Annotated in this window: 16 protein-coding genes; 14 read left to right on the forward strand and 2 right to left on the reverse strand. The window is 61.6% G+C overall.

Translation table 11 applies throughout. The features are described 5' to 3' along the window. Window positions 1-132 precede the first annotated feature (132 nt). The 6 genes from rpsT to ACTQ1Z_RS02910 all read left to right on the forward strand — a co-directional run bounded on the left by rpsT (window position 133) and on the right by ACTQ1Z_RS02910 (window position 8830). The gene (gene rpsT, locus ACTQ1Z_RS02885) at window positions 133-396 is read left to right on the forward strand and encodes a 30S ribosomal protein S20 (RefSeq protein ID WP_293814128.1); all 264 of its coding nucleotides are present in this window, start codon (window positions 133-135) and stop codon (window positions 394-396) included. Between the two features lie 125 nt (window positions 397-521). Continuing rightward, window positions 522-2330, forward strand: coding sequence for a translation elongation factor 4 (gene lepA / locus ACTQ1Z_RS02890; protein WP_320679364.1), 1809 nt, complete (start codon window positions 522-524; stop codon window positions 2328-2330). Then, complete coding sequence (locus ACTQ1Z_RS02895; RefSeq protein ID WP_441858570.1) at window positions 2330-3424, forward strand: tRNA dihydrouridine synthase; 1095 nt, start codon at window positions 2330-2332, stop codon at window positions 3422-3424. The genes lepA and ACTQ1Z_RS02895 overlap by 1 nt, the downstream gene beginning before the upstream one ends. After that, window positions 3421-4650 carry a radical SAM family heme chaperone HemW gene (gene hemW / locus ACTQ1Z_RS02900; protein WP_441858572.1) on the forward strand — a complete coding sequence of 410 codons (1230 nt, stop codon included), beginning with the start codon at window positions 3421-3423 and terminating at the stop codon, window positions 4648-4650. The genes ACTQ1Z_RS02895 and hemW overlap by 4 nt, the downstream gene beginning before the upstream one ends. Window positions 4651-4806: 156 nt before the next feature. Beyond that, window positions 4807-6768, forward strand: coding sequence for a membrane protein insertase YidC (yidC, locus tag ACTQ1Z_RS02905; protein WP_441858574.1), 1962 nt, complete (start codon window positions 4807-4809; stop codon window positions 6766-6768). Then, entirely contained in the window at window positions 6755-8830 is a 2076-nt protein-coding gene (locus ACTQ1Z_RS02910) for a sulfatase-like hydrolase/transferase (protein ID WP_441858576.1), read from the forward strand. The genes yidC and ACTQ1Z_RS02910 overlap by 14 nt, the downstream gene beginning before the upstream one ends. Here the strand turns inward: ACTQ1Z_RS02910 and ACTQ1Z_RS02915 are convergent. Together ACTQ1Z_RS02915 and ettA are read right to left on the reverse strand one after the other, a co-directional pair. Further along, on the reverse strand, window positions 8796-10574 hold the full coding sequence (locus ACTQ1Z_RS02915; RefSeq protein ID WP_441858578.1) for a hypothetical protein: 1779 nt from the start codon (window positions 10572-10574) through the stop codon (window positions 8796-8798). The genes ACTQ1Z_RS02910 and ACTQ1Z_RS02915 overlap by 35 nt on opposite strands. Beyond that, complete coding sequence (gene ettA, locus ACTQ1Z_RS02920; RefSeq protein ID WP_441858580.1) at window positions 10489-12210, reverse strand: energy-dependent translational throttle protein EttA; 1722 nt, start codon at window positions 12208-12210, stop codon at window positions 10489-10491. The genes ACTQ1Z_RS02915 and ettA overlap by 86 nt, the downstream gene beginning before the upstream one ends. Window positions 12211-12398: 188 nt before the next feature. On the opposite strand from ettA, the gene ACTQ1Z_RS02925 reads away from it, so the two are divergent. From ACTQ1Z_RS02925 to recO, 8 genes are all read left to right on the forward strand, one after another. Further along, on the forward strand, window positions 12399-13523 hold the full coding sequence (locus ACTQ1Z_RS02925) for a DnaJ domain-containing protein (protein ID WP_441858582.1): 1125 nt from the start codon (window positions 12399-12401) through the stop codon (window positions 13521-13523). Window positions 13524-13588: 65 nt separating this feature from the next. Further along, window positions 13589-14770, forward strand: coding sequence for a molecular chaperone DnaJ (gene dnaJ, locus ACTQ1Z_RS02930; RefSeq protein ID WP_441858584.1), 1182 nt, complete (start codon window positions 13589-13591; stop codon window positions 14768-14770). A gap of 32 nt (window positions 14771-14802) precedes the next feature. Next, complete coding sequence (locus ACTQ1Z_RS02935) at window positions 14803-16035, forward strand: MiaB/RimO family radical SAM methylthiotransferase (protein ID WP_441858790.1); 1233 nt, start codon at window positions 14803-14805, stop codon at window positions 16033-16035. Window positions 16036-16074: 39 nt separating this feature from the next. After that, complete coding sequence (locus tag ACTQ1Z_RS02940) at window positions 16075-17049, forward strand: PhoH family protein (RefSeq protein ID WP_441858586.1); 975 nt, start codon at window positions 16075-16077, stop codon at window positions 17047-17049. After that, entirely contained in the window at window positions 17046-17579 is a 534-nt protein-coding gene (gene ybeY / locus ACTQ1Z_RS02945; RefSeq protein WP_320680527.1) for an rRNA maturation RNase YbeY, read from the forward strand. Before ACTQ1Z_RS02940 ends, ybeY begins: the two co-directional genes overlap by 4 nt. A 1-nt stretch (window position 17580) precedes the next feature. Further along, on the forward strand, window positions 17581-17964 hold the full coding sequence (locus ACTQ1Z_RS02950; RefSeq protein ID WP_293834555.1) for a diacylglycerol kinase family protein: 384 nt from the start codon (window positions 17581-17583) through the stop codon (window positions 17962-17964). 12 nt (window positions 17965-17976) lie between these two features. Then, entirely contained in the window at window positions 17977-18882 is a 906-nt protein-coding gene (era, locus tag ACTQ1Z_RS02955; RefSeq protein ID WP_320680526.1) for a GTPase Era, read from the forward strand. 1 nt (window position 18883) lies between these two features. Beyond that, complete coding sequence (recO, locus tag ACTQ1Z_RS02960; protein ID WP_441858589.1) at window positions 18884-19633, forward strand: DNA repair protein RecO; 750 nt, start codon at window positions 18884-18886, stop codon at window positions 19631-19633. Window positions 19634-19801 lie beyond the last annotated feature (168 nt).

Raw genomic sequence — 19801 nt, forward strand, 5'->3', positions numbered from 1 at the left:
CCTCTTGTTTCGGCCACAAGTCCTTGTAGTTTTGCTATAGTGGTGGGGTTGACCTTGCCGTGTCCGGCTTGTGGAACCCCACTCCACTTGCCAACAGGGGCCTCACATAGAAGAAATTGAAAGGATCTGCACGTGGCTAACATCAAGTCGCAGAAGAAGCGCATCATCACCGCCGAGAAGGCTCGTATGCGCAACAAGGCCGTCCGCTCTGAGCTCAAGACGGCTGTCAAGCGCGTTCGCGCTGCCGTTGAGGCTAAGGACGCCGAGCTCGCTCAGGCTGAGGCCAACAAGGCTGGTCGTTTGCTCGACAAGGCCGCTTCCAAGGGTATCATCCACAAGAACCAGGCTGCCCAGCGTAAGTCTGGCGTCCAGAAGCTCGTGAACACCATCAAGTAACTTCTGTTTCATTGATTTGTAGAAGCCCCGTCGGCGTGCTGGCCGGCGGGGCTTCTTTTGTGCGAGATTCGCTTGGCAGGGTCTCTTCCCGCTGCTTTTCGCGCGCATGCGGTATCATCGTCCACATGACTACTACAGACACATCCCACATCAGGAACTTCTCCATCGTCGCTCACATCGACCATGGCAAGTCCACCATCTCGGACCGTATCCTCGAGCTCACTCGTACGGTTGAGGAGCGCGACATGGAGTCGCAGCTTCTCGATACGATGGATATCGAGCGCGAGCGCGGCATCACGATCAAGAGCAACGCCGTTCGCGTGATGTATGACGCGGATGATGGCGAGACCTACCAGTTCAACCTTATCGACACTCCTGGTCACGTCGACTTCACCTATGAGGTCTCGCGTTCCCTTGCCGCGTGCGAGGGTGCCGTTCTCGTCGTCGACTCCACCCAGGGCGTCGAGGCACAGACGGTCTCCAATGCCAGCCTCGCCATGAACGCCAACCTCGATATCGTTCCTGCGATCAACAAGATTGACCTCCCGAGCGCCCATCCGGAGGAGGTCAAGGAGGAGATTGAGGATGAACTCGCCATTCCTGCCGATGACGCCGTTTGCGTATCTGGCAAGACGGGCGAGGGCATCCATGACCTTCTCGAGTCGATTGTCTTTCTTATCTCACCTCCCAAGGGAGACTACAACGCTCCGCTTAAGGCGCTGATTCTCGACTCCTACTTTGACGAGTACCGTGGCGTTGTTGCCACCGTGCGCGTGTTCGACGGTCACATCGCCAAGGGCGACGACCTCCTCATGATGCAGGGCGGAGAGCGCTTCTTGGCTGATGGCGTGGGCGTCAAGCGTCCCGCCGAGACCCTCGTCGGCGAGCTTGGCGTGGGCGAGGTCGGCTTCGTCGTCACGGGTCTCAAGGACCCCGAGGCCGTGCGTGTCGGCGACACCATCACGCTTGCCGAGAGGCCCTGCGACGCCCCCATGCCGGGCTATCGCGAGGCGAAGCCCATGGTCTACACCGGACTCTTCCCGGTGGACAACAAAGAGTACGAGAACCTTCGCGACGCCCTCGAGAAGCTCCACGTCAATGATCCGTCACTCGTCTGGACGCCCGAGACCTCTGTGGCCCTTGGCTTTGGTTTCCGCGTTGGCTTCCTCGGTCTCCTCCATATGGAGGTCGTCAAGGAGCGTCTCGAGCGAGAGTTCAACCTCGACCTCATCGCGACGAGCCCCTCGGTCGACTATCACGTGTACAAGACTGACGGCGAGATGGTGGGCGTCCGCAGCCCCCAGGACCTCCCTGACGTCACCTGCATTGATCACATCGAGGAACCCTACCTCAAGGCGAAGATCATCTGCCCGCCTGAGTTCACGGGCGCGGTCATGCAGCTTGCCATCGAACACCGCGGTGTCACGACGAACATGGTCCACCTCACGCAGAAGTCCGTCGAGATGCAGTTCGACATGCCCCTCGCGGAGCTCATCCTCGACTTCTTCGACCAGCTCAAGAGTCGCACGAAGGGCTATGCCTCGCTTGACTACGAGTTCTCCGAGTATCGCCCGAGCGACCTCGTGAAGCTCGACATCCTGCTGTCCGGCGACGAGGTCGACGCACTGTCGTTCATTGTCCACAAGGACAAGGCCTATACGCTCGCTCGCGGTCTCTGCGACAAGCTTAAGGAGATCATCCCGCGCCAGCAGTTCGAGGTGCCTATCCAGGGTGCCATCGGCAACAAGATCATCGCGCGCTCTACCGTCAGGGCGATGCGCAAGGACGTCCTCGCCAAGTGCTACGGCGGCGACATCTCGCGTAAGCGCAAGCTTCTCGAGAAGCAGAAGGAGGGCAAGAAGCGCATGAAGGCCATCGGCTCGGTCGACGTGCCGCAGGAGGCCTTCATGGCGATTCTCAAGGTGGACGAATAGTGGCACGTTCTTCAGTTCGCACGGACGAGCAGCGCGCGCTCGCGATGAGCGATGCCGCTGCTCGCGTCATGGAGGAGGGCGCCGCTTCCGCGGGCCTGTCCTGGCCGCCCGCTCCTTTTGCCGGCAGCGAGGCCGGTTCCCTTGCGGACCGGCTTTCCGCCAACCCGTTTCTCATGGCTCCCATGGCGAGTGTCACGGATTCTGCCTATAGGATCATGTCACGCGCGGGTGGCGCCGCCATCGCGTACACCGAGATGGTCTCCGTGACGGGTATCCACTATAAGAGCGAGAAGACCTGGCAGCTCGTTGAGCCCAACCAGGCCGAGCCGGATCTTGCCGTGCAGCTCTTCGGCGCTGACCCGGAGCACTTCCGCGAGGCGGCGCCTCTGGTGGCCGAGCGTGTCGGCGATCGCCTCGCGCTCGTCGACGTTAACATGGCCTGCCCCGTCCCCAAGGTGACAAAGGGGGGAGCTGGCTCTGCGCTTCTTGATGAGCCCGAGCTCGCCGCAAAGATCGTTCGCACGCTTGTCGATTCTCTCGACGTTCCGGTTACCGTCAAGATCCGCGTTGGTCGCACGCCCGGCAAGATTGTGGGTCCTGACTTTGCTCGCGCTATGGAGGCGGCTGGTGCGTCCGCCATTGCCGTCCACGGGCGCGTGGCGTCCCAGATGTATCGCGGCGAGTCAGATCCTGCCGCGATAGCGGAGGTCGTTGACGCGGTGAGCGTACCCGTCATCGCTTCTGGTGACGCGTTAGACGCCGCTCGCGCCGCTCGCCTGCTGTCTGATACGGGTGCTGCTGCCTGCTTCGTGGCACGCGGAAGCTATGGCGACCCTTGGATTTTCGGCAACGCTCGCCGCGTGCTTGCAGGAGAGGGCGAGACCGAGGTCAAGCCTAGGATGCGGCTCGCCGCCTTCAGGCTTCATGTCCGGTTACTCGTTGCGACGGGCGCGCATATGGCCCGCGCTCGCAGCCTGGCCGGATGGTATCTCCGCGGCGTTCCCGAAGCCGCGGCGTGGCGCGAGAGGGCGATGCACTGCCGTGACGTCGCGGACTACCTTGCCCTCGCCGACGAGCTCGAGGCAACGCTGTGACGCCACGTCCCTCTGCCGGCGTAGGCGCGCTCTATCTCCATGTCCCCTTCTGCGTGAGGCGTTGCCGCTATTGCGATTTCTCGACGGCGGCGACCCGTCATGATGACCCGCTTATGGCGGCCTATGCGTCCTCGCTCGAGAACCTGGTAGAAGAGGCCCGCGAGCTCGGATTTCTTGCGGAGTGCCAGACCGCCTACCTGGGCGGTGGCACGCCGACGATGCTTGGTGCCAAGAGCCTCTCTTCGCTCGTTTCGGCCGTTCGTTCGGTTTCGTCCGTTTGCGAGCTGAGCTTTGAGGCAAACCCCGAGTCTTTGACTGTCGAAGTCCTCGGTGCCACTGTCGCCTCTGGGGCGACGCGCGTCTCTATCGGCATCCAGAGCTTTGATGACCGCGAGCTCCGGGGCCTTGGTCGCGTGCATACGGCCGGGCTTGCCTCTGATCGCGTGGCCGCCGCCGTGGCTTCGGGTCTCGACGTGTCCCTTGACCTTATGTGCGGAATTCCCTTCCAGACTCCGGAGTCCTGGCACAAGTCCCTCGCGCAGGCAGTCGAGCTTGGCGTCGGGCATGTGAGCTGCTACCCGCTCATGATCGAAGCCGGCACGCCGCTCGAGCGAATGTGCGAGTCTGGCGAGGTTCCCTGGCCCTCGGACGATACAGAGGCAGATGATATGGAGGCTGCGCTCGACGTCCTCGAGTCCGCTGGATATTCGCGATATGAGGTTGCGAGCTACGCCCAGCCCGGGAAGCGTTGCCAGCACAACATCGCCTATTGGACGGGCGTCCCGTACCTTGGCCTCGGAGTCTCCGCGGCTAGCATGCTGAGCCTGCCCGAATACGAAGCCCTTCGAGCTGTGGTGTCCTCCCTTCCGGCTCCTTCGGATGGCGCCTGGCGCTTCAGGCTCACGTCGTCGGATGACGTTCGCGCATACGCACGGGCGCGTTCCCTTGCCGAGCTTAGCTTTGAAGTCGAGCAGATGACCGAGACCGAGGCCATGGCCGAGGACCTCATGCTAGCCGCGAGGATGACTGACGGAATCCCCACCGCGCTTCAGGCGCGCGCCCGTCATGTTCTTGGAGAAGACCGTGTGGGGGAGTGCTTCTCCGCCCTTATCGGCAACGGTTTCCTCGTTGCGGCCGATTGTGGCTCGCTCGTTCCGACCAAAAAAGGGTGGTTGCTCGGCAACGAGCTATATGGTCCCCTTTGGAACCTTGCGAGCGAAGGCTAGATGTCGTCCTCTGCGTCCCTAATGTTGAGGACTATTGCTGCGGTTCACGCTGCCCGATTTGAGTAAACACGTGAACAACCTGGGACAATATAAACGGCTATTCTGATTAAGTTGTCAAAAGCTGCCGGTATTCCGGCATCGAATTGGGAGATAGCCGTGCTTTCGTGGATCACAGACATCTTCATGGCCGTCATGCGTCCGTGCTATGACCTCACGCAGAACTGGTGGCTCACCATCCTCCTTTTCACGCTCATTGTGAAGGTGGTCCTCATGCCGCTGTCGCTTTGGTGCCAGTGGAACTCCATCATCATGGTGCGCATGATGCCTGCCCTCAACCGCGTGAAGGTGAAGTACTTCGGCGATCAGGAGCAGATCGGCGAGCGCCAGAGCGAGCTCAACCGCGAGTATCACTACCACCCGCTGCTCTCGCTCATTCCTCTTGCCGTGCAGGTCATCATCCTGTTCGGCCTCGTGGACGTGATCCATGCCATCACGGATTCGGGTGCCGCTGGTACCGAGTTCCTCGGCCTCGTTCCCATGGAGGACGGCGGAACTTCCTGGATCATGCCCATCCTCGCGACGCTTTCCGCCGTCGTCATGGGCGTGGCCTCCAACCACATCAACCCGCTCCAGCGCGAGCAGTCCACCGCCGAGAAGAACTCGACCAATGGCCTGTCTATCGCGCTCTCGTTCTTCTTGGGCATTTACGTCGCTGCGGGCATGGCCTTCTACTGGGTGTGCTCCAACCTACTGTCCGTCGTGGTCCAGGCCGCGTGCAACCTCATCATCCGTCCGGCGAAGTACGTCGACTACGAGGATCTCGCTGCCTCTAAGGCCGAGCTCGCGGAGCTTAACAACCTCTCCAAGAAGAAGGGCCCCTGGTGGAAGCCCGACCCGCTCGCCAAGCGCGAGAAGGCGGATTACAAGCGATTCTTCTCTATCGTGGGCAAGCACGTCGTCTTTTATTCCGAGCGCAGCGGCTTCTGGCGTTACTTCCAAGGTGCCATCGAGTGGCTTCTCTCGAACTCTGATGTCTGCATCCACTACGTCACCGGAGACCCGGACGATCAGGTCTTCGAGTACGCGAAGAGCCATCCGCGCGTTCTCCCGTATTACATCGGCGAGAAACGCCTCATCACCCTCATGATGAAGATGGACGCGGACGTCGTGGTCATGACGCTCGAGGACCTCGATAACTTCTACATCAAGCGCTCCTACGTGAAGAAGGATGCCTTCTACGCGTTTATGTTCCACCATATGACCTCGACGATCCTCACTGCTCGACGCGAGGCATATGACAACTACGACGCTCTTCTTTGCGTGGGCCCGCATCAGCGTGACGAGGTTCGTGCCGCGGAGAAGCTCCGCAACCTGCCCGCCAAGGAGCTTCCCGAGATCGGCTATGACCTGCTCGATCGTCAGATTGCCGCCTACCAGGCACGTGATCACGAGGCGAAGTCTCGTCCGAGCATCCTCATCGCCCCGTCTTGGCAGGAGGATAACATCCTCGATCTCTGTGCCGACGACGTCATTCGCCCGCTGCTTGGTCGTGGTTGGCGCGTCGTGGTGCGCCCTCACCCCGAGTACACGAAGCGATTCCGTGCTCGCTGGGAGGCCCTCCAGGCCCGTTATGCGGATGTTCCTGCTGAGGACCTTTACTTCGAGCAGGACTTCTCTTCCAGCGAGTCGATTCTTGAGGCTGACGTTCTCATGACTGACTGGTCGAGCGTCTTTTGCGAGTTCTCGCTCGTGACGCTCAAGCCCAGTGTGTTTATTGACACCCCTATGAAGGTGAGCAACCCGGATTGGCAGGAGCTCGGCATCGAGCCGACGGACATCTCGCTGCGCAACGAGGTTGGTCGCTCCGTCTCCCCGAATGACCTCTCGAAGCTGCCTGACATCATCGCGGAGATGATCGCTAACCCCGACGCCTGGCATGACCGCATCGAGGAGGTTCGCTCCCGTATGATCTTCAACCTCGGCCATGGCGGCGAGGCAGCCGGCCGTTACCTGCTCGACAAGATCCTCGAGCGCCAGGATGCACGCGCCGGCGAGGACGTTGAGGCTAAGGAAGAGGACGCCCGCGATGCCCGGGAGGAGCGAGATGAGGACCTCTAAGAGGCTTGCCGTCTTTTGCTTTGACCTTCTCTTCTTCGCCTTTGGGGCGGGATTGGTGTTTGCGTCGCTCGCGACTCCCGCGTATGCCTATGTGGACCCGAGTGTCATGACCTATACGATCCAGGCGCTTGCTGGTGTCGCCGTCGCGCTATCTGCTGTGATTGGCGTTGCCTGGAGGCGTCTGCGTCGTGTCGTTCTGAGGATGCTCAAGGTCGACGAGAATGCCGGGAAGACCGTCGAGACGCGCGTGAGCGAGGTAGACGCCACCTCTCTCCCGGACTATGCGATGTCTGCCCCCACGACGCTCAGGGAGCCGACTGGCGGGGCCTTTGACGGCGCCCCGCTCACCTGGCCCAAGCGCTTTGCCGTCGCGCTGCTCGCGATGGCCTTCTTCATGTTCACGCTCTTCGTCGCCCCCTCCTTCGAGCTCGTCGACGGCAACACGGACAGCCTCTTCTTCACGATCCGCGACGTGTGGGCCCTGCTCGTGGGGTCGGCCTTCGTCATCGGGAGCGTCATCGCCCTCGCGATCTCTTGCGCGCGCGGTAAGGCCTATGACGTGCTCGTCGCCATCGTGTTCGCGCTTGGCGTCGCGGGTTTCGTACAGGCGCTCCTCCTGAACGGCGGCCTGCCGGTGGCGGACGGCCGCGAGGTCGCCTGGGCGAGCTTCTCGTCGAAGATGATTATCGGCGTCATCGTCTGGGGCACCCTCGTCGCCGTAGCCGTTGCGGTCGTCGTGAGGGCCCCGGCGCTCGGCCGCCTCTCGCTCGCCTCCGTCGCCGTCGTCCTCATCCTGGTCCAGGGCATCTCCATCGCCCGTCCCATCAAGCACGCGGTCTTCGGCACGCCCTCGGACTACATGGTCACGAAGGCTGGCCTGTTCGAGGTCTCCGGCAAGAGCAACGTCGTGGTCTTTTGCATCGACACCGTCGACACACAGGAGTTCGACTGCGTTCTCGAGCAGTATCCCGACACCCTCGAGGGATATGAGGGCTTCACCTACTTCAGGAACTCCGTCGGTTCCATGATCCCCACGGCCTATGGCGTCCCCTTCCTCGTCTCCGGCCAGATGCTCCAGGGCGGCGAGGACTACCAGCACTACATCGACACGCGCTTCACGCGCAGCAGTTTCGTCTCGGACATGCGTGCGCAGAATTACTCGGTGTCGCTCTACGCCGATTGCCTCTACAGCGACAAGCAGATCGTCGGCGATCAAACGGTCAACATCAAGTCTTCGAGCGACAGAAGGGTTGACGCCCTCGGTACGGTCTTAATCCTTTACAAGGTTGCCCTCTATCGCAACGCGCCATGGGTCGCGAAGCCCGCATTCTGGTATTACACGGACGACATGAACCAGGCGGTTCTTGGTGGCTCGGCCTCCGGGACGGGTCCCGAGAGCGATGCGTCCTCTCCGTACGTTCTCGACGACGGCGCGTACTACCGCGAGCTTTGCGAGCGCGGCCTTACCGTCTCCGAGGACACGGAGTCCGACGGTTCTTTCAAGTTCATCCACCTCAACGGCGCCCACGTACCCTTCACGTATGACGAGGAGATGAACCAGCCCGAGGGCGGCACGGACATGGTCCGTCAGACCCGCGGCACCTTCACGATCCTCCAGTGGTATTTCGACGAGCTCAAGAGGCTCGGCGCCTATGATGACACCACCATCATCGTCACCGCAGACCACGGATACTGGAACTCGGGCATCCACGGCTCTCCCGTCAACAAGCGGGCAGACGGCCTGACCAACCCCATCTCGCCCATCTGCCTGGTGAAGCCCGCCAGAGCCACCGGCCCCCTCAAGGTCTCCGAGGCCCCCGTGAGCCACATCGACTTCCAGCCGACCGTTCTTCAGGCGATGGGTGGCGACGGATCTGCCTACGGCGAGGGGACAACGTATTTCGATATCCCCGAAAACGCCGATCGCCCGCGCTATTTCGTTGATGAGATCTATGACGGCGTGCAAGAGACCCAGATGAACGAGTGGGTCATCAACGGCGACGCCCTCGACTTCTCCAACTGGTCCCTTACGGGCAAGGTTTGGATGCAAGGCGACTTGTAAGGACCTCTCCGACGCAGATGATTCCTCGTGCTGCCAGCGGGATTAGGCAGAGGAAGAAGGGCATGGCATACATGCCCTTTGCCTCCCAGAGCAGGTAGACCGAGAAGCCAACGAAGAACGTGCAGGGCAGAGCGTATTCTAGGGCGCTCTGCCCTCCTTCTCTAGACTTCTTTGCAAGCGAGAACGCTCCGACTGCCGCGCCAGCGTAGATAAGCGTCTGGAAACCGTCCATGACGACGAGAAGAGCCCTGCATATCCAACCATGGGCGAAGCTGACGTCCCATGCATCGTAGCGGCCGTCCGGGGCATTGGTGCCTTGCGGCGCGGCATCCGGCCTCATCGTTCCGATTGAGGCGATGTAGAGCGATTGGAATGTTGGGTCGAGCCACTCGGAGGCAGCCTTTTTCGAGAAGAACCAGGCGGCGTAGGCTGGGTCTTCCGCAAAGTGGCCAAGAGAATCTCGAATCGAGTCTTCTGCATCGTGCTCTTGAGCCGCGACATCGCCCTCGTTTCTGACCTGGCTGTCGAGCGCGAACGTGTTCCACCATCCGGGCATGCCCTCTCCGAGGACTCCGTCCGGGCGGAGGCCCATCGCGATCCACATCGTCTTCGGTTGGTTGTCTGGGAACGTGACCCCCAACCTTGACTCCATAATCGACACGGGAATCGAGCCGGCGAGGTGCGATGCCAGTAGGAGCAGGACGATGGTCGCGGGGATGCGCCACCATTGGGATTTCCTTGCCGAGTCGACGGCGAAGACGATGACAAAGCTGATCGCCACCAGGATATAGGTCGACTTTGCGATGAGCCCGACAAGGAGGAGCAATCCACCTGACACGAGTTGGGCGATTGCCTTTCCTCCGCTCGAGCACTGAGACTTCATCCATAGGAGCATCGCGAGCATGCATAGGCAGAGGCCCAATGCATTGCCGTAGGGAAACACGCAGAAGAGGAGAGGCGCCGCGAACGTGAGTGCCAAGAGCTCCACGACGAGCCGCGCGGGCTTATCCATGCCTGAGGTCCTCGCCATTTCGATTACTACGAGCGAGGTCGCGATGGACGAGATCGCATTGGCGAACTGGAAGGCCATGATGGCACGTGTACCGAACAGCCTGAAGAACCCCTCCAGTATGAGCAGGATGCCAGACTGGAAAGGATAGTTGGACAGGTACATGTCTCCCGGAAGCCTATTTGCATAGGCGTCTGCCCGGGGCAAGAACGAAGAGTACTGGCCTTTTGCGAGCTCTTCGGCATATTGGGTGAGCTGCCTTGAGTCCGAGAACCCGTTGTAGGCGGTCGCGTTGTCCAAGATCCACCAGGTGCAAAAGACCAGTGCTATGAGAGACAATGCGCAGATGAGCCCTCGCTCACTCACTTTGTCTGCGTGCCTGACAAGAGCCAGGCACGCAGACGCATAGGCGATGGTGACAAGGGCGCTCCCTGCGATCTCTATTGCCCATTTTGGCTGCAGGGGCGTGTTGAAGGCAACGCGCTCGCCGACGATGGCTCCAAGTGGTCCCATGACGGTCATGACGAGAGAGCCCACCGCGAGCAGCAGGCTAATCGCGCCAACAAGCACACACCCTAGCGAGAGGAACCAGGCGAAACGGCCTCTCTTTATGTTTCTCTGGTCTCTCTTGCCTTCCATGCTGATTTGCCTAGTCCCTGGTGAGCTTCCTGTGGATGCGGTGGGGCTTGGAAGCCTCCTCGCCAAGACGACGCACGCGGTCGCGCTGGTAGTCATCGAAGTTACCCTCGAACCAGTGCCAGCGGCCAGGCTCCTCGTCGGTGCCCTCCCAAGCCAAGATGTGAGTGGCAACTCGGTCGAGGAACCAACGGTCGTGCGAGGTGATGACCGAGCAGCCGGGGAAGGCGAGCAGGGCCTCCTCGAGGCTCTCCAAGGTCTCGGTGTCGAGGTCGTTCGTGGGCTCGTCGAGGAGCAGGAGGTTGCCGCCCTGCTTGAGCGTGAGGGCGAGGTTCAGGCGGTTACGCTCGCCGCCGGAGAGGACGCCGGCAGCCTTCTGCTGGTCCGGGCCCTTGAAGCCAAACGCGGAGACATAGGCGCGGGAGTTGATCTCGTCCTTGCCCACGATGATGAAGTCGTTGCCGCCTGAGACAACCTCCCAGACGTTCTTGTCGCCATCAATGCCGGAGCGCATCTGATCGACATAGGAGAGCTTGACCGTCTCGCCGAGCGTGATGGAGCCGCTCGTGGCCTCCTCGGTGGCAGAGCTTGCGAGCGAGCTGTCGCCAGCGGCCACAGCGGCGCCCACAATCATCTTGAAGAGCGTGGACTTGCCAACGCCGTTGGGGCCGATGACGCCGACGATGCCGTTACGCGGCAGCTCGAAGGTGAGGTCGTCGATAAGGACACGGTCGCCGAAGCTCTTTGAGAGGTGCTCCGCGACGAGAACCTTCGTGCCCAGGCGGGGTCCGGTGGGGATGCGGATGTCAGTCACGCTGACGGTGCGGCCGGAGCGGGCCTCGGCCTCCATCTGCTCGTAGCGCTCGAGACGTGCCTTGTTCTTGGCCTGGCGGGCCTTAGGGCTGCTGCGAACCCACTCGAGCTCGTTCTTGAGGCGCGTGGCGAGTTTAGCCTCCTTCTGGCCCTGGGCCTCGAGGCGAGCCGCCTTGGTCTCGAGGTAGGTGGAGTAGTTGCCCTTGTAGGGGTAGAGCTGCCCGCGATCGACCTCGCAGATCCACTCGGCGACGTTATCGAGGAAGTAGCGATCGTGGGTGACGGCGAGGACGGCGCCAGGATAGTTCTTGAGGAACTTCTCGAGCCAAAGGACGCTCTCGGCGTCGAGGTGGTTCGTGGGCTCGTCGAGAAGGAGCAGGTCTGGGGCCTCGAGCAGCAGGCGGCAGAGGGCGACGCGCCTACGCTCGCCGCCGGAAAGCACGTTTACCGGCATGTCCGGATCCGGGCACTGCAGGGCGTCCATAGCCTGGGTGAGTTGGGAGTCGAGGTCCCAGCCGTTCACGGCGTCAATCTCGTCCTGGAGCTTGCCCATCTCGGTCATGAGGGCGTCGAAGTCCGCATCGGGATCGGCCATCTCGACGCTGATCTGATTGAAGCGCTCGATCTTGGCGAGGGTGTCTCCAAAGGCGAGGCGGACGTTCTCGATGACGGTCTTGTTCTCGTCGAGCGGGGGCTCCTGCTCGAGCAGGCCCACGGTGTAGCCCGGGGTGAGGCGTGCGTCGCCGTTGGTGAGCTCGGTCCTGCCGGCCATGACCTTGAGCAGCGTGGACTTGCCCATGCCGTTGGGACCCACGACGCCGATCTTGGCGCCGGGGAAGAAGCTGAGCGTGACGTCATCGAGAATGACCTTGTCGCCGACGCTCTTGCGAGCCTCGAACATCTGATAAATGAACTCTGCCATCTGGATACCTCCTGGTAGCGGTGGCTTGGTTTCGGGTGCGGCCGCGCCGCGCTATGCCATAAACGCTTCAAGACTATCAGAAGATGCGTGCATCGTCTGTGAGCTGCCGTGATGTTTGGGTAGAATGTTGAACGTTAGTGTTTCCGGAAAGTCCGGGATGGGCCTACGAGACGGGAGACCACGAGTCCATGGCCTCGATGAACGATAAAGACTACTACGCCATCCTCGGCGTCGATCATGATGCGACCGAGGAACAGATTCGTAAGGCCTTCCAGCAGAAGGCTCGCAAGCTTCACCCTGATATCAACAAGGAGCCTGACGCCGAGGAGAAGTTCAAGGAGGTCTCCGAGGCCTACGCCGTGCTCTCTGACCCCGACAAGCGCCGCCGTTATGACGCCATGCAGTCCGGCAACCCCTTCGCCGCTTCCGGCGGTTATGGCTCGCCCAGTGCCCAGGGCGACCCCTTTGGGGGCATGGGCGGCTTCTGGGGCTTCCCGTTCGGCGGCGGGTTTGGCTCGCAGCGCTCAGCTCGTTCGCGCAGCCGCGCTTACAATCCCCAGGCTGGCGGCGATGTCGTTTATCAGCTTGACATCGACGACAAACAGGCCAAGGAGGGCTGCCGCAAGGGCGTTACCTATCAGCGCTACGTCGCGTGCGAGGTCTGTCACGGCATGGGCTCCGTGCACACTGACCACGCGAGGACGTGTCCCACTTGCGGTGGCTCGGGCCACATCTCGGTGGACCTCGCGAGCCTCTTTGGCATCGGCGTCATGAACATGGTCTGCCCGGAGTGCGAGGGGTCGGGTAAGGTCGTTGCGGATCCGTGCGACTCCTGCGGCGGTTCCGGCCGCGTCCTCTCTGCGAGCGAGGTCGTCATCGATATCCCCGCAGGTAGCCACGACGGCGACACCGTTCGCGTGAGCGGCATGGGCAACGCTGGCACGAATGGCTTCTCGTCCGGCGACTTCGTTTGCCGCGTTGGCGTGCCCAGCGAGCGTCTCAGCCCTCGCGCGGCCCAGGGCTTCCAGATGATCGGCTTTGCGTTGCCGTTCATCATCCTCGGCCTCACGGTCAAGGTGCTCGTCGAGGTTGCCGTCGTGTTCTCGCTGCCTCTGTGTGGCATCGGCATCTGGCTGATCTTGAAGTCCGGCGGCTTTCTGCACCATGGTTCCCGCTGGTGGAAGAACGCTGTCAGCTATCTGGTAAATGGTGCCGTAAACGGTGCGACGGTCGCCATCTTCATGAGCTTTATGGTCTCGTGCATGAGCGGTCTTGGGACCGCAGGCTATACGGGCGCCGCGAGGCTTGGCTAGTTTTCTTCGGCGGCGCGTGCCGCCTTCGGTTCGATCAAGTGAGTTGGGAAGCGAGTATTACGAGCGTGGAAGCTAAGATTGATTATTACGAGGTCCTCGGCGTTGACCATGACGCTGACGCGCGAGCCATTAAGCGGGCCTACATCAAGAAGGCACGCACCCTCCACCCGGACGTAAACGATGCCCCGGATGCGGAGGAGCGCTTCAAGGAGGTCAACGAGGCGTACTCCGTCCTCTCTGACGAGCAGAAGCGCGCTAACTATGACCGCTACGGGGACCCGGATGGCCCCGCCGGCTTCGGTGGTGGCTACGCGGACGTCTCTGATATCTTCGGCGGCTTCGGCATGGATGACATCTTCTCCTCGTTCTTTGGGGGAGGAGCCTCTGCTGGTGGCGGGAGGGCGGCTCGTACCGCGGGCCGCGACATGGGCATCACGCTTCGCGTCAGCCTCGCGGACGCGGCTCGTGGTGTCACCAAGACCATCACCTACGATCGCCTTGCTCCTTGTGACGATTGCAATGGCACCGGCGCCGCGGAAGGTGGCAAGGTCACCACGTGCTCCCGCTGCCACGGAACCGGTCGCGTTGTGACCGTCCAGCGCACCATCCTCGGCCAGATGCAGACCCAGAGCGAGTGCCCGGAGTGCCATGGCACGGGTAAGGTCATCGACCACCCCTGCGAGACCTGTGGCGGACAGGGTCGCACGCCCAATCACGAGACCGTAAAGATCGATGTCCCCGCTGGCGTCCATTCCGGCCAGTCCCTCAAGGTCGAGGGATATGGCGAGGCTGGAATCCGTGGTGATCGTTCTGGAGACCTCGTCGTTCGTATCGAAGTTCGCGAGGATGAGCGTTTCGAGCGCCAGGGCGATGACCTCTTCTGCGTCGAGGACGTCTCCGCGCTCGAGGCCATGTGTGGCTGCACGCTCGAGGTGGAGGGTATTCTCGAGGGCGAGACCGTTGAGGTAAAGGTGCCTGCCGGCTGTCAGCATGCACAGCACATCGAGGTCGAGGGCTACGGCATGCCGCGTCAAGGCAGCTCCGAGAGGGGCAGCCTCGTCGTCGTGGTCAACATCGTCGTGCCGCAGGATCTCTCGAAGGCGGACCTTGATTCCTTGCGGGCCATCGCCGCTTCGCGTGGCGAGCGCGTCTCTGACAAGACGGCTTCCCATGAGGGCTTCTTCGGCAAGCGTCCGGGTCGCGCGGCGTCTGCGAAGAAGGCGTCCGGCGAAAGGCACGGCAAGTGACGCGGAACGGCTCCTCGCGAGCGCGCGTGGCGATGTCGAACCTTGGCTGTCGAGTGAATCGCGTCGAGCTCGATGCGATTGCGCGCGAACTCGAGGCTGCCGGCTGCGAGCTCGTCAAAGAGGACGATGCGGACGCCATTGTCATCAATACCTGTGCGGTGACTGGCGAGGCCGAGGCAAAGGCTCGCAAGGCGGTTCGCCATGCCGCCGGCCTTCCTCAGGAGCCAATCGTGCTTGCCACGGGATGCGTGGCAAGCCTCTTTGCTCCCGAGCTCGAGGCTCTTGCCGCCAACGTCATCGTCGAGGCAGACAAGGCCCTTGTCGCCGGTCGAGTCCTGAGCGAGCTTGGCGTCGATTGCGCTTCGGGAGGTCTTGGCGCCATGCGCTCTCACGGCTCTTCCGTGACTCCTACGGGCCGCATGCGTCCGGGTCTCAAGATTCAGGATGGCTGCGACAACCGTTGCACCTACTGCATTGTCTGGAAGGCTCGCGGAGCGGCAAGGTCCGTCTCGCCTGACGAAGTGCTCTCGGGTGTTCGCAGCCTCATCGAAGACGGTGCTCGAGAAATCGTGCTTACGGGCATTGACCTCGGGCGTTATGAGTTCGAGGGTCTCGACCTCGCCGGTCTTCTCGTGCGCATCCTTGAAGAGACCGAGGTTGCCCGTTTGCGCCTTTCCTCTATTGAACCTGCGGGTGTCACGGACGAGCTTCTCCGCGTAATGGCGAACAGCGAGGGCAGGATCGCGCCATTCCTCCACATCCCGCTCCAGAGCGGGTGCGACGCCACGCTGTCCCGTATGGGTAGACCCTATACGGTTGCGGAGTACGAGGAGGTCGTCGAGCGCGCTCGCACCGCGCTTCCTGGAGTTGCCGTCGCTTGCGATCTCATCGTTGCCTTCCCTGGCGAGACGGATGAGGAGTTCTCTGAAAGCCTTGCCACCTGCGAGAGGATCGCTTTCTCGAAGATGCACGTGTTCCGTTACTCTCGTCGTCCGGGAACCGTGGCTGCGAGTATGGATGGTCAGGTCGATCCCGTTGTGAGTGCCGAGCGCGGACGTCTCATGCGCGAGTGCGCGGCTGCGTCTCGTCGCTCGTATGCCGAGTCGCTCGTAGGTTCTGAGCAGCTTGTTCTTGTTGAGCATGATGCTCGCGGCGTCACGGGCGGGCTTGTCGATGTGGTCGTCGACGAGGGTCACCTTGGCGAGCTTATTAGCGTCGTCCCAAGTGGGCTTACGCCCGCCGGTCTTCTCGACGCCAGGTCGTGACGTATCATTAGATGATGACTACGCACAAAAAGGAGGAGCATGGAGCCGTCTCTCGTTAGACTCACCATTCCTGATTCCGTCGACATGACAGCCCTCATGGGCCCTGCTGACTCACTCCTCCGCAGGATCGAGGCCATGACGGACGCAACGATCACGGTGCGAGGCAATCAAGTCTCCGTCATGGGCGAGCCCGTCGAGGCCAATCGCGTTATTTCGATATTCTCGCAGCTTATCCAGATGGTCTCTCTGGGGGAGACACCCTCCCCAGACGAGGTTGACCTTCTCCTTTCGCGGTCTCGAACGTCCGGCGAGACGGAATCGTCGTTTGCCGATGACATTCTCCTAACCTATCGCGGCCGTGTCCTCAGGCCAAAGACTGCAGGACAGCGTCGTTATATCGAGGCCGTCCGCAGGAACACGCTTACGTTCGCTCTTGGTCCCGCTGGCACGGGCAAGACCTACCTGGCCATGGCCATGGCCGTGGCTGCGCTTAAGCGTCGTGAGGTTGGCCGTATCGTGCTCTGCCGTCCCGTCGTCGAGGCGGGGGAGTCCCTCGGCTACCTTCCGGGAACCCTCCAGGAGAAGCTCGACCCCTACGTTCGACCGCTCTATGACGCGCTCTTCGACATGACGGACATGGAGAAGGGAAACGCCCTCATCGAGCAGGGGGTTATTGAGATAGCGCCGCTCGCATACATGCGCGGCCGCACGCTTAATGATGCCTTCGTCATTCTTGATGAGGCCCAGAACACAACGCCCGAGCAGATGAAGATGTTCCTTACGCGCATGGGCTTCCGCAGTAAGTTCGTCGTAACCGGCGATGCGTCTCAACGCGACCTCAACGGTCCCAGCGGCCTTACGAGTGCGCGTCGTGCCCTCGAAGGCGTGGAGGACATAGCGTTCGTTGACCTTGGCCGCGCGGATATCGTGCGTCACGCTCTCGTCGCGCGTATCGTCGAAGCATATGAGGCCGCCGAGGCACGTTCGTCTCGTATACAGGGAGGCCTTGCATGAGCGTCGACATTGCCCTGTTCGTGGAGGACGGCAGCGAGCTTGCCATTTCGAGCGAAGAGCTCGAGCGAGTCTTCAACCTCGTGCTCGATGAGGAGGGAATCGATCGGCCTTGCTCCGTCTCCGTGAGTGTCGTGGGCGAGGAGTCGATGCAGGAACTCAACGCAGAGTGGCGTGGCGTTGAGTCGCCGACCGACGTCATCTCGCTTGAGTGCGAACGCCCGGATGACCCAGACCTTGTTCCGGGAGAGCCCTGCGAGCTTGGCGATATCGCCATGGCTCCCGCCGTCCTTGCGGCCCAGTCTGTGAAGTTTGGCACTTCGGCTGAGGACGAGACGCGTCTCATGGCGATTCATTCGCTCCTTCACCTTCTCGGCTATGATCACATCGAAGAGGGGGACGCTCGCGTTATGGAGGCTCGCGAGGACGGGCTCCTTGCTCTTGCGTGCGGGCGCGACCTCGGGCACGTCGCGACCACGCGCCATGCGGACGACACCCCGCTCCCTTCGGCACCTGAGAATTCGGAGGGCTAGCATGATTCCGGGGTCAAAGCGCAACCACCCTACCTTCTGGCGAAGCTTTGGCTTTGCCCTCCAGGGCTTTCGTTTTGCTGTCACGAGCGAGCGCAACATAAAGGTCATGCTGGGAGGCTTCGCTTTCGCCGTCGTATGTGGCCTGTTCCTGGAGATTGACCCCGTACGGTGGGGCGTCATTCTTTTGTGTTGCGGAGCCGTGCTGTGCGCCGAGCTGCTCAACACCGCCATCGAGACCATCGTTGACCTCGTGAGTCCCGAGTATCATCCGCTTGCCGGGCGCGCGAAGGATATCGCCGCTGCCGCGGTTTGGATTTTATGCCTGTTTGTCGGTATTGCGGGGCTTGTCGTTCTTGGGTCCGCCGCAATCGAGAAGTTCTTCTAGAGAGTGATTCCCATGTCTGAGAACAAACCATTCCGTAGTGGCTTTGTCGCCCTCGTCGGTCGCCCCAACGCTGGCAAGTCCACGCTGCTCAATGCCTGCATGGGCGAGAGGCTCGCCATCACCAGCCCCGTCGCGCAGACCACGCGCAAGCGTCTTCGCGCCGTTGTCAACACGCCTGATAGCCAGATCGTGATAGTGGATACCCCGGGCCTCCACAAGCCGAAGGATGCCCTTGGCAAGGAGCTCAACCGTGCGGCGCTCGGCGAGCTCTCCGATGTAGACGTCGTCGCGATGCTTGTTGATAGCACCAAGCCCGTCGGCACTGGTGACGAGTGGGTTGGCGCGCATGTCGACCATGCCCGAGCGCCAAAGATCCTCGTTCTCACCAAGGCCGATCTCACCAAGCCCGAGCAGATGGCGGCTCAGCTGGAGGCCGCTGAGAAGCTCGCGCATTTCGATGACGTCATCGTGACGAGTGCCACGGAGGGCTTTAACGTCGACGCATTCCTCCGTCTCGTGAGCGACAAACTGCCCGAAGGGCCGAAGTGGTTCCCGGAGGGCATGGATTCGGACGCCACGGAGGAGGACCTCGTCAGCGAGTTTATTCGTGAGAAAGTCCTGCTTAACTGCAGGGATGAGGTTCCGCACTCCGTTGCCGTCGTTTGTAACGACATCGTTTGGAAGAAGGATGGGCACGCGAGCGTCTCAGCCACGATCCTTGTCGAGCGCGATGGCCAGAAGGGCATCATCGTCGGCAAGGGCGGTTCGATGATTAAGAAGATCGGCATGACTGCACGTCCCGACATCGAGCGCCTGCTCGGCGGCAAGGTGTTCCTCGAGCTCCGCGTGCAGGTGCGTCCGCAGTGGCGCCGCGACCAGAACGAGATCCGCCGCCTAGGCTATGAGGCGGCGGAATAGCGTGCCACGAGGTCGTTCCAGGCACACCTCTGCCATAGTTATCGACAGGACCAAGCTGGGGGAGAGCGATCTTATCCTCACTCTTCTCGAGCACGATGGCTCCCAGGGGCGCGCGGTTGCGAAGGGCGCGCGCAAGCCCGGGGGCAAGCTCGCGGCACGAGTCCAGCTGTTCTGTGAGCTTGATTTGCTTCTCGCGCAGGGTCGCAACCTCGATGTTGTGGCCGAGGCACAACTTACGAATCCGCATCAAGCCCTTCGCGGCGATCTAGAGCGCGTGAGTGCGGCGAGCGTCGTGTGCGAGGTCGCCAAGCTCACGAGCTTTCCCGACGCTCATGATCCGTTCTTGGCCCCCATTTGCTCTCGAGCCCTACTTGCGTGTGAACAAGCCGCCGATCAAGCGCATCTCGACCTCGTAGTAGGGGCCTATGCGCTCAAGGTTCTCTCCCACCAGGGCTGGAGGCCGGTTTTTGACGAGTGTGTCGCTTGTGGCGACGCCGCGGTGACTCGATTTTCTTGCGCTGCAGGCGGGGCGCTCTGTGAGAGCTGCGCGCGCAGTATTGAAGGAGCGGAGCCGGTGGATGCCGCCACCCTTGGCTGGCTTGCGGCTCTCGTGGGCAGCACGTTCGATCAGCTGCTCGAGGTGCCTGTCGACGTGCAGACTTCCTCCCTGTTGCTCGCCATTTGCCATAGATGGGCTGCAACGCACCTCGAGTCCCGTTTGCGGGCGTTCGAGTTTATGCTCTCCGTCTAGTCGTTTGTTTGACGACCTGCTCTCGCTCGTGGGCGCACGTTACTGATTCGACAGAGTTATCTAACTCGCGCGTTATCGTTTCGCAATATCTTCGTCACCGCTTCTCCACGGTGAAAAATATGCGCAGTCATTCAGATATTGACGGGTCTATCATGCCCATCCGTAATT

Source organism: Parolsenella sp. LCP21S3_E11, assembly GCF_052118165.1.
Classification (GTDB): domain Bacteria; phylum Actinomycetota; class Coriobacteriia; order Coriobacteriales; family Atopobiaceae; genus Parolsenella.

What these genes read in the sequence shown, in the direction of transcription:
- ACTQ1Z_RS02940 (WP_441858586.1), top strand. Translation starts at nt 16,075, where the DNA reads ATGGAGCCGTCTCTCGTTAGACTCACCATTCCTGATTCCGTCGACATG.
- ACTQ1Z_RS02925 (WP_441858582.1), top strand. Translation starts at nt 12,399, where the DNA reads ATGGCCTCGATGAACGATAAAGACTACTACGCCATCCTCGGCGTCGAT.
- era (WP_320680526.1), top strand. Translation starts at nt 17,977, where the DNA reads ATGTCTGAGAACAAACCATTCCGTAGTGGCTTTGTCGCCCTCGTCGGT.
- ettA (WP_441858580.1), bottom strand. Translation starts at nt 12,210, where the DNA reads ATGGCAGAGTTCATTTATCAGATGTTCGAGGCTCGCAAGAGCGTCGGC.
- ybeY (WP_320680527.1), top strand. Translation starts at nt 17,046, where the DNA reads ATGAGCGTCGACATTGCCCTGTTCGTGGAGGACGGCAGCGAGCTTGCC.
- ACTQ1Z_RS02950 (WP_293834555.1), top strand. Translation starts at nt 17,581, where the DNA reads ATGATTCCGGGGTCAAAGCGCAACCACCCTACCTTCTGGCGAAGCTTT.
- ACTQ1Z_RS02935 (WP_441858790.1), top strand. Translation starts at nt 14,803, where the DNA reads ATGTCGAACCTTGGCTGTCGAGTGAATCGCGTCGAGCTCGATGCGATT.
- ACTQ1Z_RS02910 (WP_441858576.1), top strand. Translation starts at nt 6,755, where the DNA reads ATGAGGACCTCTAAGAGGCTTGCCGTCTTTTGCTTTGACCTTCTCTTC.
- lepA (WP_320679364.1), top strand. Translation starts at nt 522, where the DNA reads ATGACTACTACAGACACATCCCACATCAGGAACTTCTCCATCGTCGCT.
- ACTQ1Z_RS02915 (WP_441858578.1), bottom strand. Translation starts at nt 10,574, where the DNA reads ATGACTACCAGCGCGACCGCGTGCGTCGTCTTGGCGAGGAGGCTTCCA.